At 65.9% G+C, this 16,693-nt stretch carries 14 protein-coding genes; 5 read left to right on the forward strand and 9 right to left on the reverse strand.

The genetic code is table 11. The features are described 5' to 3' along the window. Nucleotides 1-53: 53 nt before the first annotated feature. From ACE3TU_RS09445 to ACE3TU_RS09470, 6 genes are all read right to left on the reverse strand, one after another. Entirely contained in the window at nucleotides 54-350 is a 297-nt protein-coding gene (locus ACE3TU_RS09445) for a hypothetical protein (protein WP_374623214.1), read from the reverse strand. Then, the gene (locus tag ACE3TU_RS09450) at nucleotides 343-858 is read right to left on the reverse strand and encodes a cupin domain-containing protein (RefSeq protein ID WP_374623216.1); all 516 of its coding nucleotides are present in this window, start codon (nucleotides 856-858) and stop codon (nucleotides 343-345) included. The genes ACE3TU_RS09445 and ACE3TU_RS09450 overlap by 8 nt, the downstream gene beginning before the upstream one ends. After that, complete coding sequence (locus ACE3TU_RS09455; RefSeq protein WP_374623218.1) at nucleotides 858-1,247, reverse strand: type II toxin-antitoxin system VapC family toxin; 390 nt, start codon at nucleotides 1,245-1,247, stop codon at nucleotides 858-860. The genes ACE3TU_RS09450 and ACE3TU_RS09455 overlap by 1 nt, the downstream gene beginning before the upstream one ends. Beyond that, the gene (locus tag ACE3TU_RS09460; protein WP_374623221.1) at nucleotides 1,240-1,695 is read right to left on the reverse strand and encodes a hypothetical protein; all 456 of its coding nucleotides are present in this window, start codon (nucleotides 1,693-1,695) and stop codon (nucleotides 1,240-1,242) included. Before ACE3TU_RS09460 ends, ACE3TU_RS09455 begins: the two co-directional genes overlap by 8 nt. Before the next feature lie 71 nt (nucleotides 1,696-1,766). After that, nucleotides 1,767-3,266 carry a Fe-S cluster assembly protein SufB gene (gene sufB / locus ACE3TU_RS09465; protein WP_374623223.1) on the reverse strand — a complete coding sequence of 500 codons (1,500 nt, stop codon included), beginning with the start codon at nucleotides 3,264-3,266 and terminating at the stop codon, nucleotides 1,767-1,769. A 10-nt stretch (nucleotides 3,267-3,276) separates the two neighbouring features. Then, entirely contained in the window at nucleotides 3,277-4,428 is a 1,152-nt protein-coding gene (locus ACE3TU_RS09470; protein ID WP_374623224.1) for a cysteine desulfurase family protein, read from the reverse strand. Between the two features lie 315 nt (nucleotides 4,429-4,743). Here ACE3TU_RS09470 and ACE3TU_RS09475 point away from each other — a divergent pair, with 315 nt between their 5' ends. Together ACE3TU_RS09475 and tyrS are read left to right on the forward strand one after the other, a co-directional pair. Next, on the forward strand, nucleotides 4,744-5,406 hold the full coding sequence (locus ACE3TU_RS09475; RefSeq protein WP_374623226.1) for an alpha/beta hydrolase: 663 nt from the start codon (nucleotides 4,744-4,746) through the stop codon (nucleotides 5,404-5,406). A 54-nt stretch (nucleotides 5,407-5,460) separates the two neighbouring features. Continuing rightward, a complete protein-coding gene (gene tyrS, locus ACE3TU_RS09480; RefSeq protein WP_374623228.1) occupies nucleotides 5,461-6,717 on the forward strand; it encodes a tyrosine--tRNA ligase in 1,257 nt (418 codons plus the stop codon). 27 nt (nucleotides 6,718-6,744) lie between these two features. Here tyrS and ACE3TU_RS09485 read toward each other — a convergent pair whose 3' ends face one another. Both ACE3TU_RS09485 and ACE3TU_RS09490 read right to left on the reverse strand, forming a co-directional pair. Continuing rightward, nucleotides 6,745-7,194, reverse strand: a complete 450-nt coding sequence (locus tag ACE3TU_RS09485) for a universal stress protein (protein ID WP_374623230.1) — start codon at nucleotides 7,192-7,194, stop codon at nucleotides 6,745-6,747. 93 nt (nucleotides 7,195-7,287) lie between these two features. After that, entirely contained in the window at nucleotides 7,288-10,761 is a 3,474-nt protein-coding gene (locus tag ACE3TU_RS09490; protein WP_374623232.1) for a hypothetical protein, read from the reverse strand. Nucleotides 10,762-10,896: 135 nt separating this feature from the next. On the opposite strand from ACE3TU_RS09490, the gene ACE3TU_RS09495 reads away from it, so the two are divergent. The 3 genes from ACE3TU_RS09495 to ACE3TU_RS09505 all read left to right on the forward strand — a co-directional run bounded on the left by ACE3TU_RS09495 (nucleotide 10,897) and on the right by ACE3TU_RS09505 (nucleotide 16,061). Next, nucleotides 10,897-11,379 (forward strand): peroxiredoxin, encoded by a 483-nt coding sequence (locus ACE3TU_RS09495; protein WP_374623234.1) that lies wholly within the window; start codon nucleotides 10,897-10,899, stop codon nucleotides 11,377-11,379. A 212-nt stretch (nucleotides 11,380-11,591) separates the two neighbouring features. Then, nucleotides 11,592-12,632, forward strand: coding sequence for a M23 family metallopeptidase (locus ACE3TU_RS09500; protein WP_374623236.1), 1,041 nt, complete (start codon nucleotides 11,592-11,594; stop codon nucleotides 12,630-12,632). A gap of 117 nt (nucleotides 12,633-12,749) precedes the next feature. Beyond that, nucleotides 12,750-16,061 carry a beta-ketoacyl-ACP synthase 3 gene (locus ACE3TU_RS09505; RefSeq protein ID WP_374623238.1) on the forward strand — a complete coding sequence of 1,104 codons (3,312 nt, stop codon included), beginning with the start codon at nucleotides 12,750-12,752 and terminating at the stop codon, nucleotides 16,059-16,061. Nucleotides 16,062-16,139: 78 nt separating this feature from the next. Here ACE3TU_RS09505 and ACE3TU_RS09510 read toward each other — a convergent pair. Continuing rightward, the coding region (locus ACE3TU_RS09510; protein ID WP_374623241.1) for a peptide chain release factor-like protein at nucleotides 16,140-16,693 on the reverse strand (554 nt) is incomplete at its 5' end.

The raw sequence follows: 16,693 nt of genomic DNA on the forward strand, positions 1-16,693 counted from the left end.
CTGCTCGTAGCTCTCGAGCTCGAGGTCGGCGATGTTGACAATCGGCCGGGTTGTCATTGCTTCACCCGCCCGCTCTTGTAGTCCTCGACCGTATGCAGCTTGTCACCCTTGAGCAGCGCCAGCGAAATGAAGGCGATGCCCCCGATGAGCGCGAACACCACCAGAGTCACCACGCCCAGGAACGGCGAGCGGTAGGCAAACGCGAAGGTGAACAGTCCCACCGCGCCCGCCACCATGCAGCCGATGAACAACCCCACCACCGCCCAGCCCTCGGTGCTGATCGGGCCCATGCGGTCGGCCTTGATCTCGCTGACCGGGAAGCGGCGGGCGAACCAGTAGCGGTTAGCCATTCCTGTCCTCCCCATCGACGTCCTCGCCTTCCCAGTAGCCGAGCGGCGCGAGCGTGCCCGCTGTGCTGAACACCGACATCGGCTCCTTGTCGTTGCCGTGAGCGATGTCGACCGCAATCCGGCCGCTGTCGGGATACTCGACCACATCGGCCCGCCCATGGTTGGCAAAGGCGATGTAGCGCAACTCGCCGTCGCTCGAATTTATGAGCTGGTGCGCCTCGCCGCCGGCCGGCGCGCCGATGCAGTCGCCCGCCCTGATCGGCAGCCGGCGATCGCCGACGCGGTATTCGCCGGTGCCGGAGAGGATGAAGAACAGCTCGTCATTGCCGTGATGCCGATGGAACGGCCACGCGGTCTTCCCGGCCGGCACGACATGCAGCGTCGCCCCGATCTGCGTCGTGCCGAGCACTCCATCGATATCGCCCAACGCTACCTCGAAGCGCGGCCCGCCATGGATCGTGCGCGTCAAGACATCGGCGACGTTGATGATGTGGCGCGGCTCGCTCATCACCGCACCAGCTCGATCTGAACGGGGAGGTCGACATTTCGCCATGCCCGGTCGGCAGTCAATGCCACGGCGCCTCGGCTGACCGCCAAGGCGAGGCAAGCCCGATCGCCGAGTGACAGACCGTGTACTTTGGTTGCCTCCCGAAGATTCGCAACGCTTTCGGCCTGCTCGCGGTTGAAGTCGATGACCTCGAACGGAACGAACCCGAGAGCAACATCGACTGCGGTCTTGTCATAGCCGCGATCCACCAGACGAGTAAGCGTTTCCGCGTAGTTCACGGCAGACACAAGCGGCGCGTGGTCGTGCCCCAGCGCCCGAGCTCCGCCGGGTTCTCGAAGCACCGCAGCAAGGATTACCGAAGAATCCAACACGACCACCGCGCTACTCACGCTCTGCCTCGCGGCGACGCTCGGCGATGAACTCGTCCACTTCCGAGACACCTGGCCGCTTGTAGGGCTCCAGCATTGCTTGAGCACGTCGAAGCGCAGCTGTCTGTGACAGTATCTCTATGCCGTCGTCGGTGAGGCGGACATGGACGCGTGCCGGCCCCAGTCCCGCCTGCTTCAGCAGGACTGCCGGGATTGTCAGGCTGCCATCCTCGCCGAGTTGCACCCACGCATAGCAGGGCTTCGCCTCCGACTCCTGCTCGGACGAGGCCTCCCCCGCCTTGTGCAGACCCGCCTCCACCAGGACGTTTCGCGCATGCTGGTAGCGGATGCCGAGCAGGCGCGCGATCTCGGCCGTCGGCACGCCATGGCGGCTCAACGCGCGAATCTTGTCCGACTTGGTCGTGAGACCCGCCGTCACCCGCTCGATATCGATCTTCTCGGCCTGCATCAATTCCTCCTATCAAAGGCCCGCCTTGATATATAGGCAGGACCATTGATAGTATCAAAAACAGTTGATAGTTATCCCACGCTGCCTTCCAGCGAGATCGAGATCAGCTTCTGCGTCTCGACCATGAACTCCATCGGCAGGTGCTGCAGGACATCGCGCACGAAGCCGTTGACGATCAGCGCCACCGCCTCTTCCTCGCTCAGACCGCGCTGCTGGCAGTAGAACATCTGGTCGTCCGAGATCTTCGAGGTCGTCGCCTCGTGCTCGAACACCGCCGTCGCGTTCTTGCTCTCGATGTACGGCACCGTATGCGCCCCGCACTTGTCGCCGATCAGCAGGCTGTCGCACTGCGTGAAGTTGCGGGCCCCCCTGGCCTTGGCGTGCGCCGAGACCTGGCCGCGATAGGTGTTGTCGGAAAAGCCTGCCGCGATGCCCTTGGAGATGATCCGGCTGGTGGTGTTCCTGCCCAGGTGGATCATCTTGGTGCCGCTGTCGACCTGCTGATGGCCGTTCGAGATGGCGATCGAATAGAACTCGCCCGAGGAGTTGTCGCCCCTCAGGATGCAGGAGGGGTACTTCCAGGTGATCGCCGAGCCGGTTTCCACCTGCGTCCAGCTGATCTTGGAATTGTCGCCCCGGCAGTCGCCGCGCTTGGTCACGAAGTTGTAGACCCCGCCCTTGCCGTCCTTGTCGCCGGGGTACCAGTTCTGCACCGTCGAGTACTTGATCTCGGCGTCCTTCATTGCGACGAGTTCCACCACCGCGGCGTGCAACTGGTGCTCTGCCCGCGCCGGCGCCGTGCACCCTTCGAGATAGCTGACATAGGCGCCCTCGTCGGCGATCAGCAGCGTGCGCTCGAACTGGCCGGTCTTGGCCTCGTTGATGCGGAAATAGGTCGAAAGCTCCATCGGGCAGCGCACGCCCTTGGGCACGTAGCAGAACGAGCCGTCGGTGAAGACCGCCGAATTCAGCGTCGCGTAGTAGTTGTCCGAGACCGGCACCACCGAGCCGAGGTATTGCTTCACTAGGTCCGGATACTCGCGGATCGCCTCAGAGATCGAGCAGAAGATGATCCCCATCTTGTTGAGCTCGGCCCGGAACGTGGTCGCCACCGAAACCGAGTCGATCACCGCGTCGACCGCCACGCGGGGCTGCTCGACGCCGGCAAGAATCTCCCGTTCCTTCAGCGGCACGCCGAGCTTTTCGTACATTGCCAGCAGCGCCGGATCGACCTCGTCGAGGCTCTTGGGCCGGTTGGCGCCCTTGGGCGCGGCGTAGTAGTACATGTCCTGGAAATCGATCCTGGGGTACTTCACCTTCGCCCAGACCGGCTCGTCCATGGTCAGCCAGCGCCGATAGGCGGCGAGCCGCCACTCCAGCATCCACTCCGGCTCGTCCTTCTTCTTCGAGATGAAGTGGATCGTGTCCTCGCTCAGCCCCTTTGGCGCGCGGTCGACCTCGATCTGCGTCTCGAAACCGTACTTGTACTTGTCGACATCGAGCGCGAGCACCTTCTCGACGGTCTCGTGCTCGATGTTCTCCTTGAGGGTCGGGATATCGAAAGCCGGCATGGTGATCTTCCTATGCTGCGACGCGGCGGGACCTGTGCCGTCCGACCACGTCGCCAAAACCCTTGAGATACGCCGCAATGTCGTCGGCGGATGAGGACCAGCCGAGGCTGACGCGCAATGCGCACTCGCTCAGCTCCGCCGCGACGCCCATCGCGGCAAGCACGTGGCTCGGCCCGACCTTGCCCGACGAGCAGGCCGATCCCGAGGACACCGAGAGCCCGGCAAGGTCGAGTCCCATCATCGCCACGCTGTTCCTCAGGCCCGGCACGGCGAAATTGCAGACATTGCCGATCCGCTCGGCCCCTGCGCCGAACACCACGAGGTCCGGTGCGCTCTCGCGCATGCCGGTCTCGACGCGCCGCAGCAGTTCGGCGATGTCGGCGCCCCGATAGCGCTTGGAGAAGGCTGTGGCCGCGGCGCCGAATCCGGCGATCAGCGCCGCCGCTTCCGTGCCGCCGCGCCGCCCGCCCTCCTGGCCGCCCCCGGGGATCAGCCGTACATCGGCGGCATGCCCCTTCATCAGCAGCGCCGCCGTGCCGGCAGGCCCGCCGATCTTGTGGCTGCTGATCGCCATCAGGTCGGTGGCACGCGCGGCAAATTCGAGCGGCAGCTTGCCGAGCGCCTGTACGGCATCGACGAACAGCACGTGGTGGCTCGGCCCTACCAGCCGCTCGATCGCCGAGACGGGCTGAACGACGCCGGTCTCGTTGTTGACGAGGTGCATCGCAACGAGGAGGCGCAACCCGGCGCTATCCGCCTCCGCGATCGCCGCCGCAATGTCGTCGACAGCGATCTGCCCGTTGCCGTCGAGTGGCACCCGCCTGACCGGCAGGCCTGTCGCCTCCGCGGCCCTCAGCACGGCCTGATGCTCGCCGGCCGACACGACGATGGCACCCGCGCCGAAGGCCCGGGCGCCGGCGACGATCGCCTGCGTGATGGCCTCGGTCGCCGAGCCTGTGAAGACCACTTGCTCGCGCTCGGCCCCGGCGAGTTCCGCCACTTCGGCCCGTGCCCTGTCGATTGCTGCGCGCAGCGCCCGGCCGTGGCTGTGGACGGACGACGGATTGCCGACGAGCTCGAATGCGGCCAGCATGGCGGCCCGCGCCTCCGGCAGCAGCGGGGCGGACGCATTGTGATCCAGATAGATCGATGATCGCGTCATGGCCGGCTTGGCTCGCCTCTTGGTTCCGAATGCCGGCCTGCGGCGCCAGTGCGCCCGGGGGACCCGAAACAATTCTTGAAATCGGGCGCTCACTTTCTCTACAAGGAGCGCTCACCAGCAACCGGAAGCGGTTGAAACACCAACTGCCGCCGCACGAAAAAGCCAGTTTAGAATAATTCGAAACTGGATTTTTCGGCCCATGTTTTAGGCAGCGGCGCACCATTCGTCAAGCCGAGAGACCGGATCGGGCGCGAGCATCTGCTATGCGCGTCCCGCGTCCGGCGGGGCCACAGAACGGCGCAAGGAACCGACGTCATGCCAGAAGTCATCTTCAACGGACCAGAGGGCCGCCTCGAAGGCCGCTACCAGCAGGGCAAAGATCCCAACGCCCCGATCGCCATCGTGTTGCATCCGCACCCGCAGTTCGGCGGCACGATGAACAACCAGATCGTCTACAACCTGTTCTACATGTTCGCCCAGCGCGGCTTCTCGGTGCTGCGCTTCAACTCGCGCGGCGTCGGGCGTAGTCAGGGTCTGTTCGACCACGGCATCGGCGAGCTTTCCGATGCCGCCGCCGCGCTCGACTGGCTGCAGTCGCTCAACCGCGAGTCGCGCGGCTGCTGGATTGCCGGTTTCTCCTTCGGCGCCTGGATCGGCATGCAGCTGCTGATGCGCAGACCGGAGGTCGAGGGCTTCATCTCGGTCAGCCCGCCCGAGAACCTCTACGACTTCAGTTTCCTCGCCCCCTGCCCCTCGTCGGGCCTGATCATCCACGGCGACAAGGATCGCGTCGCCCCGCCGCAGTCGGTGCAGAAGCTGGTCGACAAGCTGAAGACACAAAAGGGGATCACCATCGAGCAGCAGGTTGTCGATGGGGCGAACCACTTCTACGAAGGCAAGATCGAGGAACTGACGGAGCGCTGCGCGGGATATCTGGACCGACGTCGCTCCGAGATCGCAGCAGGCAAAGGGCGTTAGTGTCGCTTCACGCACTCCGTGCGGAATACCTCCATTCAGCAACGTGACCAGACTATGGCAAAGTTCAAGTCCGACTTCCTGAACGTGCTCGACCAGCGCGGCTTCATCCACCAGGTTTCCGACCCCGAAGGCCTCGACGCGCTCGCCGCCAAGGGGCCGATCTCGGGCTATGTCGGCTACGATGCAACGGCGACATCGATCCACATCGGCAACCTGATCACCGTCACCATGCTCTACTGGCTGCAGGAGACCGGTCACAAGGCGATCAGCCTGATGGGCGGCGGCACCTCGATGGTCGGCGATCCCTCGTTCCGCGACGACCAGCGCCAGCTGCTCACCGTCGAGCAGATTCAGACGAACATCGACAGCATTCAGCGGGTCTACTCCAACATCCTGCGCTACGATGGCAGCAACCCGGCCATCATGGTGAACAATGCCGACTGGCTGCTGAAACTCAACTACGTCGAGTTCCTGCGCGATGTCGGTCGCTACTTTTCGGTCAACCGCATGCTCTCGTTTGACAGCGTGAAGCTGCGGCTCGACCGCGAGCAGTCGCTGAGCTTCCTTGAGTTCAACTACATGATCATGCAGGGCTACGACTTCGTCGAGCTCAACCGCCGCTACGGTACCGTGCTGCAGATGGGCGGCTCCGACCAGTGGGGCAACATCATCAACGGCGTGGACCTCAGCCACCGCATGGGCCGCCCGCAGCTCTACGCGCTGACGACGCCGTTGCTCACCACCGCGTCCGGCCAGAAGATGGGCAAGACGGCGTCCGGCGCCGTCTGGCTCAACGGCGACCTGTTTTCGCCCTATGACTTCTGGCAGTACTTCCGCAACACCGAGGATGCCGATGTCGGCAAGTTCCTCAAGATCTTCACCCGCCTGCCGCTCGACGAGATCGCCCGCCTCGAGGCGCTCGGCGGCGCCGAGATCAACGACGCCAAAAAGGTCCTCGCTACCGAGATCACCACCATCGTCCACGGCCGCGAGGCCGCCGAGCAGTCTGCGGTGACGGCGAAAGCACTGTTTGAATCTGGTGCAACACTCGGCACGCTTCCAACAGTCTTGATGCCAATTGGGGAATGGACGGAAGGCCGCAGCAGCGGTGCCATTGCGGTCGCGTCGGGCCTGGTCAACTCTGGCTCAGAGGCACGCAGAAAGATCGGTGAGGGTGCGCTACGCATAAACGACTTGGTGGTCACCGACCCGAATAAGATACTGCTGTACGCTCATGATCTCTACCAGGACACCGGCGCGTTCAAGGTCCAGCTCGGAAAAAAGAAGACCGTTCTGGTGAAGCCGGTCTGATCGGCCGGAGCCGGGCCCTTAACACCGTCAGCGCGTCACCAGCACCGGGATCTTGCTGTGCGCCAGCACGTTGTTGGTCTGGCTGCCCAGCAGCAGGCGGCCCAGTCCGGCGCGTCCATGCGAGCCCATGACGATCAGTTCGGCACCGATCTCGTTGGCCGTCGCAATGATGCCGTCCGAGGGAAAGCTGTTCTCGACCAGAACGGTACGCGCCTTGATCCCCGCCGCCTCCGCCTTCCGGGCCGCCGCCGCGAGCAGGTCGTTGGCGGCCTTCTGCTGCGCCTCGACCACTTCCGGCATCGGATCGAACACCGCCCCTGCCGCGGCCGCATAGCTCCCCGCAGCCATCAGCGCAGGCTCGGTGATGGTCACGATGACCACCTCGCTTGCCGCCATGCGGGCCAGTTGCAGGGCATGGTCGAGGGCGCGTCCGGCGAGGTCGGACCCGTCCGTCGCCACCAGAATTCGAGCGTACATGGCAATCTCCATTGGCCGACATGGTGAAGTGTCCTACGCCGAGGCCCGCCGGCCCTTGACCTGCATCAAGCCATTGACCGGGAGGGCGCCGGTCTACTCGACTCGCGGGATTTCCTTGGCGCGGTACTCGAACATCCGCCGGAAAGCCCCCGGCACCAGCGCCGACATCGGATTGATCTTGAAGTCCGGCTTGTCCAGCTCCCCCCGGATCGCGAAGGTCACGCCGAAGAGCCCCTCGCCGTCACGTCCGGCCAGCGGTCCGAGCAGCTTGGCAAACGCATTGTTGAGCCCGAACAGCGGCACATAGGTGCCGGTGATGTCGTATTGCCGGTTGTCGGTGTAGATGAAGCCGCGCGCCGTGCCGCCGACCGTGTCGCCGGCGAGGACGGCATCGGTGATCTCCACCCGGTCCTTGCGCCGGACGAAATCGACCTCCCCGGAGCGGAACTCGAGCTTGTTCGAGCGCGAGATCATGGCGCGCGATTCCTGGTGGTTCCCGAGGATCTTGCCGACATTCTGCTCGTTGACGAAGGCGAAGCGCCTGAGTGCGAACTGGCCCTTGTCGATCTTCTCGGCATCGATCGTCTGCACGACGAGGCTGCCTTCCCCGCCTTCGATATTGGGGTAGATGTTCATCAGCCGCAGCAATGTGCCCAGGTCATTGAAGGCGACCGACATCACCTTTCCGTCGGGCGTCTTGTTGGTGGTCACCGACACGCTGCGGTCGCCGCCGAGATTGGCCTGCAGGCTGACCCGCTGCAGGTCTGCGCCGCGCAGCGCCAGGTCGAGGTTCACGTTGAACGCCGTGGTCTTGTAGAAACCCAGGGCGCGCTTCAGCTCGGCGTCCACCTCGATGGTCTGCTTGATCGCGGTGGCCTGCGGCCCCCCGGTCGAGTCGCCGCTCAGCGAGAAGAACCGCTGCAGCATCGGCTTCAGGTCCAGCTGGTTGCCGCGCAGCTTGATCTGGTACCCGTCCTTGAGGGGCGTCAGGGTCAGCTGGGCATCGTCGTCCGGGCTCAGCTTGAGGGTACTGAACTCGGCCGCCTTGAGGCCCTTCTTGAGGTCGAACTCGATCCCGCCCTTGAGCCGGACGTCACCGAACCCGATATCGACCTGGCTCACCTCCGCCACGTCGCCGGTGAGTTTGATCGCCGCCTGCGCCTCGCCGGCGACCCCGACCGCCTTGGTGATCCCCAGGTCCTTGATCGTCAGCCCGGCCTTGCCCAGGTCGAGCGCCACCTGGATGGTCCCGTCCGGCATCGGCTTGGCGACCAGGCTCACCGAACCTGAAAGGAACTGCGAGGCGTCGACGCCCATCTTCTTCAGGTCGGCGGCGCTCACGGTGGTGCTCAGCAGCACTGTGGGGGCCGGCGGGCTCTCCCCCCCGAGCTTGCCGTCGACCGTCACGTCAGCCGTGATGCCGTCGATCTGGCCCTGCCCCACGACGCGGTAGCCGGCCTGGGAGGCAACGAACGACAGCTGCCCGTTGCCGACCGTGTGGCCGTCGAACTGGGCCGTCGAACCCAAGTCCTGCGCCACCCCGTTGATCGCGTAGTCGAGGCTCTTGAGCTGGTCGGTATGCCTGTCCATGGCAATCGTGGACACCAGCGACAGCGTGACATTGCCGGTAAGTGTGTCGAGATCGAGCGGCAGGTTTGCCTTCGCCAGCGCCTCCGCCTGCTGCGACTTGGCCAGCGCCACCAGCGCCGGCACGCCGCTCGAAAGGTCGCCGGAAATCTCGTAGACCGTCGTGTCGCTGCCGTCCGAGCCGATCACGAATGCCACGTTGGCCACTGCAATCGTGCCCTTCTCTGTCGGAATCGTGGCGCCATCGGCAGAAATGGTGACGCTGGCATCGCGCATAGTCAGGTGCGTGTCACCCTCCAGGCGAACCGGCGCCATGGTGTCGACCGCCTTGATCTCCACGTCCTCCCCGACAATGTCGATGGTGATGGCCCCGGGCGGAAGCGGCTGGTCCCCGGCGGTGAGATCGATCGAGCCCACCGGGAAGTCATAGCGCATGGACGAGCCCTTGAGGCGCCCGCCGACCACGTTCTTGACGAACCAGTCCCGGCTCTGCGTGGCGAGGAACGGCGGCCAGACGCGCTTCAGGTCGTCCGCACTGATGCCATCGCCGGCGATCGTCATGTCGAAGCCCGCTCCGTCGAGCAGCATGTCGACACGGCCTCGGGCGGCTATCTGAGAACCGTCGGCTTTGCGGATCTCGAACTGGTCGATCCCGGTGGCCCCATAGAGCGGCGCGGACCAGGCGGCGAGGCTCATCTCGGTGAACGGCTCGGTCGGCGGCCCCAGATCGGAGGCCAGCGAGATGTCGCGCCCGGTCAGCGAGATACTCACCGTCGGCCCGTACTGGGTGTCGAGGCCAAGGCGGAACACCCCCTTCACATAGGCCGTGTTGTTGCCGACGCTGACCTGCGTCTCTTCCATTGTGAACTGGCCCAGCGCGGGGTCCCATCGCACTTCTGCGATCGACGTCGCAACGGGCTCGTAGCCGTTGGGCGTCTTCACGTCCATGCCGGTCATGTCCAGGTGGAACAGACCGTCCGCGATGCGCTTCTCGACGCCGGCAAAGCCGATGTCCATCGATACCGACATCGATCCGACAACGGTGGCCGGAGCACTTGTGTCGCCCACCATCGGCGAGAAAGCTGCCGGATCGAAGTTGGTGATCGAGGCCTTCAGCCGGCCGGTGTCGTCCTCGCCCTCCAGCCACTCGACCATGCCGTGCATCACCGTGGCGCCGAAGGCGACCGAAAAACTGCCGGCCGCCGACTTCGCGTCGCTCGCCGGCGCGATGTCGAGCGTGATGTCCTTGAAGGTCCTGAACACGCCGTACAGCGCATCGTTCATGTCCAGCGTGCCGCCCCGCACGACGAGCTTTGAGAAGCTGCCGTTCCGCGCCTGCTGGATGATGCCGGCGATCCCCTCGCCGGCCGCCTCGAGGTTGTAGATCAGCCAGTCGTTGTCGGACCGGATTCCCAGCTTGGGGTCGGGTACGGTGCCCCGCACATCCAGCCCCTCCTTCGACAAGGCGACGTCGGGGAACTCGTCCTGCCCCTCGATCACGCGGACCGTATGCGAGCCGTCCGCCTCGTCCACCAGTTCGAACTTGGCAAGGCGCGGCCCGAAGATGTCCTGGTTGACCTGCAGGTGGGGGCCGACAATGGTGATGGTCGCACCCGGCTGGCCGACCAGGGCGCGGACCGGCGAAAAGCCGACCTCCAGCGCCTCCATGGTCACTGTACCGCCGGTCTTGACGTCGGTGAACACCACCGGACTGAACTGGATGACGGGCCAGACGAAGTCTTCGAGCGCCAGCGCCATCTCGCCCAGCTCGAGCTGGCTGCCGGCGGGCATCATGCCGACGACGATGTTCCTGACCTGCTGGCTGACGAAGGGCAACGGGATCGGCGTGACCAGCAGCACCGCATAGAGCAGCACCAGCACCAGCACCGGTGCTGCAATGGCGGCCGCTGCCACCCTGACCAGGACGCGCCATGCCGAGCGCTTGCGGTGCTTGATGCCTGGGACGGGAGTAGGTTTCACTGCTTTCCGACTTGAGACTGCCCGGTTCGCCACCCTAATCTAGAATCATCCGGAGCGGCGGTTCACCTGCCCGATGATACCGGCTGCAATGTGGCACCGACACCCGCAGAAAGCAGCCCCCAACAGGAGACGGCAATGCCCGCGATCGCCATCGGAAGCCCGGCCCCCGACTTCGACCTCGCGACGGATAGCGGCACTTCGTTCCGTCTTGCAGACACCCTTGGGCACCCGCTCGTTCTCTATTTCTACCCGCAGGACGACACCGAGGGCTGCACGCTCGAGAATGTCGAGTTCACCGCCCTGCTGCAGCAGTTCAGGGATCTGGGTGTCCGCGTCCTCGGCATCTCGCCCGACACGGTCGCAGCTCACTGTGCCTTCCGCGACAAGTACGGCCTGGGCGTCCAGCTCGCGTCGGATCCCGAGCACCGGGTAATCGATGCCTATGGGCTGTGGCAGCTCAAGAAGATGTTCGGGGTCGAGTTCATGGGGGTGAAGCGGGCCACTGTGCTGATCGACGCGGACGGCATCGTGGCCGACGTGATCCTGGCGACACGCATCAAGGGGCACGCGCAGAAGGTCCTCGACGCGGCGCGCGCGCTGGCCGGGCGCCGCGGCTGAGTACGCCAGCGTGCGCTTTGCGGCTTGTTAACCTTAACGGATCATCATCGCCCAGAAGTTATGCAGGTCCGGGAGTAGTAGTGTTGCGTGTCAACTCGCGTGGTCACAAGCCGGCGAACAGGGTATTCAGCCGACCTGCCGCCCCTCCCCGCCCGGTTCCCGCGGCGGGTTCGATCCGCCCCGGCCTGTTCTACGGGATGTTTGCGGCGCTGGTGGCCACCAACCTCCTGACCCTCGTCGCCCTGTTCATGGCGCCGGACATTGCGACGCTGGTCGGCGGCCAGAACGACACAGTCATCTCGGCCTATGAGGACCGCATCGCGCAACTCAGGGTGGAGGTGGACCGGCTGCACTCCCGCCAGTTTGCCCAGGCCGGCGACATTAACCTGCAGTTGCAGGAATTGACCCAGCAGCAGGAACTGCTGCTCGAACAGCACCAGTTGGTGAAGCAACTCGCCGATAAGGCGGCCGAACTGGGGATCGAGACGGCCGCGCTGCCATCCGGCGACGCCATGCCCGCGTCCGCCCCGATCGACCACACGGACCTTGGCGAAGTGGCCGACTCGGTGTCCCGGATGATGAGCGACAGTCGTCTGGCACTGGCCACGCTCGCCGGCTCGGCGACGTCGGCGACGCAGGTCATCGTCGATTCGCTGGCCGATCTCGGCATCAGGCCGAGGCTGCCCGAGGGCCTGGAGGATGGTGTCGGCGGTCCGCTGCTGCCAGCCACCGCCGATGTGGGCACGGACGGCATCGTCGACGAGGCCAACGAGGTTTTCCTCGCGCTGGCCCGCCTCAAGGCGGCAAGGTCGGCCATCGACGTCGCCCCCGTTCACCGGCCGATGGGCGGGCTGACGCGGACGAGCTCCGGCTTCGGCAATCGCAAGGACCCATTCACCGGCGGGCGCGCATTTCATTCCGGGCTGGACTTCCCCGCGCCCAAGGGCACGACGGTGCTGAGCGCCGGCTATGGCAAGGTCACCTTCGTCGGCCAGCGCTCCGGCTACGGCAACCTGGTCGAAATCTCCCACGGGCCGAACCTGACCACCCGCTACGGGCACCTGTCGGCTTTCCTCGTCAAGGAGGGCCAGATCGTCAACACCGGCACGCCGATCGCCAGGGTCGGCTCGACCGGGCGTTCCACCGGCCCGCATCTCCATTTCGAGGTGCGCCGCAAGGACATGGCCGTCGATCCGGCGAAGTACCTGGCGGTCGGCAAGCGGCTGCAGCAGTATCTCGGGGCCAGAACTTAACAGCGGCCGATTGCACCTCGGCAACGCCTTCCGCAAATCAGCCATGCGATGAATGGAAACGGCCGACTGCTGCTGGCCTTTCCGGCCGTGGCGGTTTAGCTTTTGTCGGCCATGCTGATGACGTCAGACATTCCCACCATGCTGCGGTTGCACCGCGCGATGTTTCTTGCGCGCGAGATCGACCGCGTCGAACAGGACTTGGTGAAGCAGGGGATTGCCCATTTCCACGTCTCGGGCGCCGGACATGAGTCGACCGCGCTGATCGCCGACTACCTCGGTCCGCACGACTGGCTCCACCTGCACTATCGCGACAAGGCGCTGCTGGTGGCGCGCGGGCTGCCCATCGTCGAGTTCTTCCGGGGGTTGCTGGCCACCGGACCGTCTCACTCGGCCGGGCGGCAGATGAGCGCACATTTCTCGGCAAGGGACCTGAAGGTCGCCTCCATGGTCGGCCCGGTCGGCAACAACGCACTGCACGCCGTCGGCAATGCGCAGGCGGTCAAGTTCCACCCCGACGCCCCGGTCGTGGTGTGCTGCGTCGGCGATGGCACGACGCAGCAGGGCGAGTTCCTCGAGGCCGTGGCGGAGGCCGTGCGGACCGAGGCGCCGGTGGTCTTCATCATCGAGAACAACCGCTGGTCGATCTCCACCACGACGCCCGGCCAGACCTTCTTCGAACTTCCCGGGGGACCGGCAGCGAGCTTCCTGGGGCTGGATATCGCGCGGGTCGACGGAGTCGATCTCGGCGCGACGCGGACCGCCTTCGAGGCTGCGGTGACCCGCACCCGTGCCACGCGGTCGCCCAGCCTGCTCGTGCTGGACGTGGAACGCCTTTCTGATCACACCAATGCCGACGACCAGTCCATCTATCGCTCCGCCGAGGACCTCCGGGCCGGCGCGCAGCGCGATCCGCTCTCGGCCATCCGGCAGTCCCTGCGCGAGTCGCAGATGGGCGACGCGGCCCTCGCCCAGCTTGAGACAAGCCTGATCGCCGAGGTCGCAGAGGCCGCCGCCGAGGCGCGCGCCGAACCGGCCCCGGTCACCGCCGGCGACGCCAGGGCGCCCTATCCCGCCGGATTCACCGGTCGCCGCGAGTATCGAGGCGACCCGGCAGCGCCCAGCCTGACCATGCGCGAGGCGATCAATCGCGTCTTGCGCGACAGGCTGGCGACGAACCGTGACGTGCACCTGCTGGGACAGGACATCGAGGATCCCAAGGGCGACGTGTTTGGCGTCACGCGTGGTCTGTCGTCCGCCTTCCCGGGGCGTGTCCGCAACGCGCCGCTGTCCGAATCGACGATTGTCGGAACCTCGATCGGCCGGGCCCTCGCGGGTCAGTGTCCGGTCGCGTTCATCCAGTTTGCCGACTTCCTGCCTCTCGCCTTCAACCAGATCGTCTCGGAGCTGGGGTCGATGTACTGGCGCACCAATGGCGCCTGGCGCTGCCCGGTGATCCTGATGGTCAGCTGCGGCGGCTACAAGGCGGGGCTCGGTCCGTTCCACGCCCAGACCTTCGAATCGATCCTCGCCCACATCCCGGGCATTGATGTCGTGATGCCCTCGAGCGCCGGAGACGCGGCCGGACTGCTCAACGCTGCCTTCGACTCCGGTCGACCGACGGTATTCCTGTACCCCAAGAGCGCGCTCAACCTCTCCGACCGGCGGACCTCCGACGACACGGCGGACCAGTTCGTCGCTCCCGGCCGGGCCCGCCTGGCGGTGCAGGGCAACGAACTCACCCTCGTCACCTGGGGCAATCCCCTGACCCAGAGCCTGCTCGCCGCGGAAACGCTGGGCAAGGCCGGGGCGTCGCTCGATGTCATCGACCTGCGCTCCATCTCGCCCTGGGATGAAGATGCCGTGCTCCGCTCGGTCCGCCGGACCGGCAAGCTGCTCGTCGTGCACGAGGACAACCAGACCGCCGGGTTCGGCGCCGAGGTGATCGCCAGCGCGCTCGAGCATGCCGGCACGCCGGTTGCCGTGCGCCGCGTGGCGCGGGCCGACATCCATGTGCCGTTCCATTTCGAGCGGCAGATCGAGGCCCTGCCCTCCTACCGCCGGATCCTCGAAACGGCGGCCGACATGCTGGAGTTCGACCTGAGCTGGGAAGTCGAGCGGGTGCAGACCGGTCCGGTCGCCATCGCCGCCATCGGTTCGGGCCCCGCCGACGACGAAGTCGAGATCGTCGAGCTGCTGGTCGGCCCCGGCGACACCGTCAAGGTGGGTGACCTCGTCGCGGTCGTGGAGGCCACAAAGGCGGCCGTCGATGTTCAGGCCACGGTTTCGGGCAAGGTGGTTTCCGTGCCGGTGCAAGAGAGGCAGAAGGTGCCCGTCGGCACGCCGCTGCTGCTGGTCGAGGCAGATCCCGCATCGCTGCGGCGTCCCGCCACGGTGACCGCCGAGCGGATCGATCAGGCCGTGCTGAAGCGGCGCCGACCGGCGGTTGCGCCGGCGATCGGCGGACGAGCGGCCGTCGCTGTCGGCGTAACAGGCATCGCCGGGGTCTCCGGCGGCCGAAAGATCAACAACTCCGATCTGAGGGGCAACTGGCAGACACGTGACGCTGCCGACATCGTCAAGCTGACCGGCATCGAGAGCCGTCGCTGGGTGCTGCCCGGAGAGACCGTGCTCTCCCTGGCCACCGCCGCCGCCCGCCGGTTGCTCGACGAGCAGCAATTGGCCATCGGCGACATCGACCTCGTCATCGCGGCGACCGGCACGCCCGACATGGTCACGCCGTCGCTCGCCTGCCGCGTCGCAGATTCCGTGACCACTTCGGGGCGCGCCAGTCTGGCCGCCTACGACATCAACGCGGCGTGCTCCGGTTACCTCTACGCGCTGGCCCAGGCGCGCGACTACGTGACAAACCACCCCTCCTCGCGGGTGATGGTCGTCACCTCGGAGGTGCTCTCGCCGCTGCTCGACCAGAACGATTTCAACACCGCCGTGCTGTTCGCCGACGCTGCGACGGCATCGCTCGTTCAGTCCGCCAACGGCGACCGACCGCCCCTGTTCACCTTCGCCCAGCCCACCATTGCCGGCGCACCCGAGCCGGGTGACCTGCTCAGCGTACCGCGCGCTGGCGAAGGGTACATCCAGATGAATGGGCGCGAGGTATTCGCCGATGCGGTGCGGGCCATGTCCGCGACCCTCACCTCGGCCTGCGCCGCCGAGGGCATCACTATGGACGATATCGACCTGATGGTGCCGCACCAGGCGAACCAGCGGATCATCGATGCCATCGCGCGCCGCTCCGGCCGGCCGGCGCATTCGATCATCCGCACCATGGGGAACACCAGTTCCTCGACCATTCCGATGGCGCTGATCGACGCGCTGCCGGGCTGCACGCCGGGCCAGCGACTGGGCCTCGTGGCCTTCGGCGGCGGCATCACCTATGCCGCGGCCATCGCAACCGTGGGCGGACGCTAGCTCGGGATCGGGACGAGTCGCAGGCTGCGCCTGCGTCGATTTCGTGCGACGGGCAGTGGCGCCAGGTGCCGGCGGCGGCTAGTCGACGTCCGCCACCTTGTCGGCGTAGCCGGTCACCTTGGCCGCGAGCGAGGCCTCCATGAAGTCGTCGAGGTCTCCATCGAGCACGGCGCTGGTGTTGGAGGTCTCGTGGCCGGTCCTCAGATCCTTCACCATCTGGTACGGCTGCAGCACGTAGCTGCGAATCTGATGCCCCCAGCCGATGTCGGTCTTGGCCGCCGCCTCAGCACTGGCGGCCTCCTCGCGCTTCTGCAGCTCCTGCTCGTAAAGACGCGCCTTCAGCATGGCCATGGCGGTCGCCCGGTTCTTGTGCTGGCTGCGTTCGGCTTGGCACGCCACGATGATCCCGGTGGGTACGTGCGTGATGCGGATCGCGGAGTCGGTAGTGTTGACGTGCTGGCCGCCGGCTCCCGACGAACGGTAGGTGTCGACCTTGAGGTCGCTTTCATTGATCTCGATGTTGATCGTGTCGTCGACCACCGGGTAGATCCACGCACTCGAGAAGCTGGTGTGGCGGCGCGCGGCGCTGTCATAGGGGGAGATGCGCACCAGCCGGTGCACCCCGCTCTCTG

This window comes from Devosia sp. (assembly GCF_041917035.1).
Lineage (GTDB): Bacteria > Pseudomonadota > Alphaproteobacteria > Rhizobiales > Devosiaceae > Devosia_A.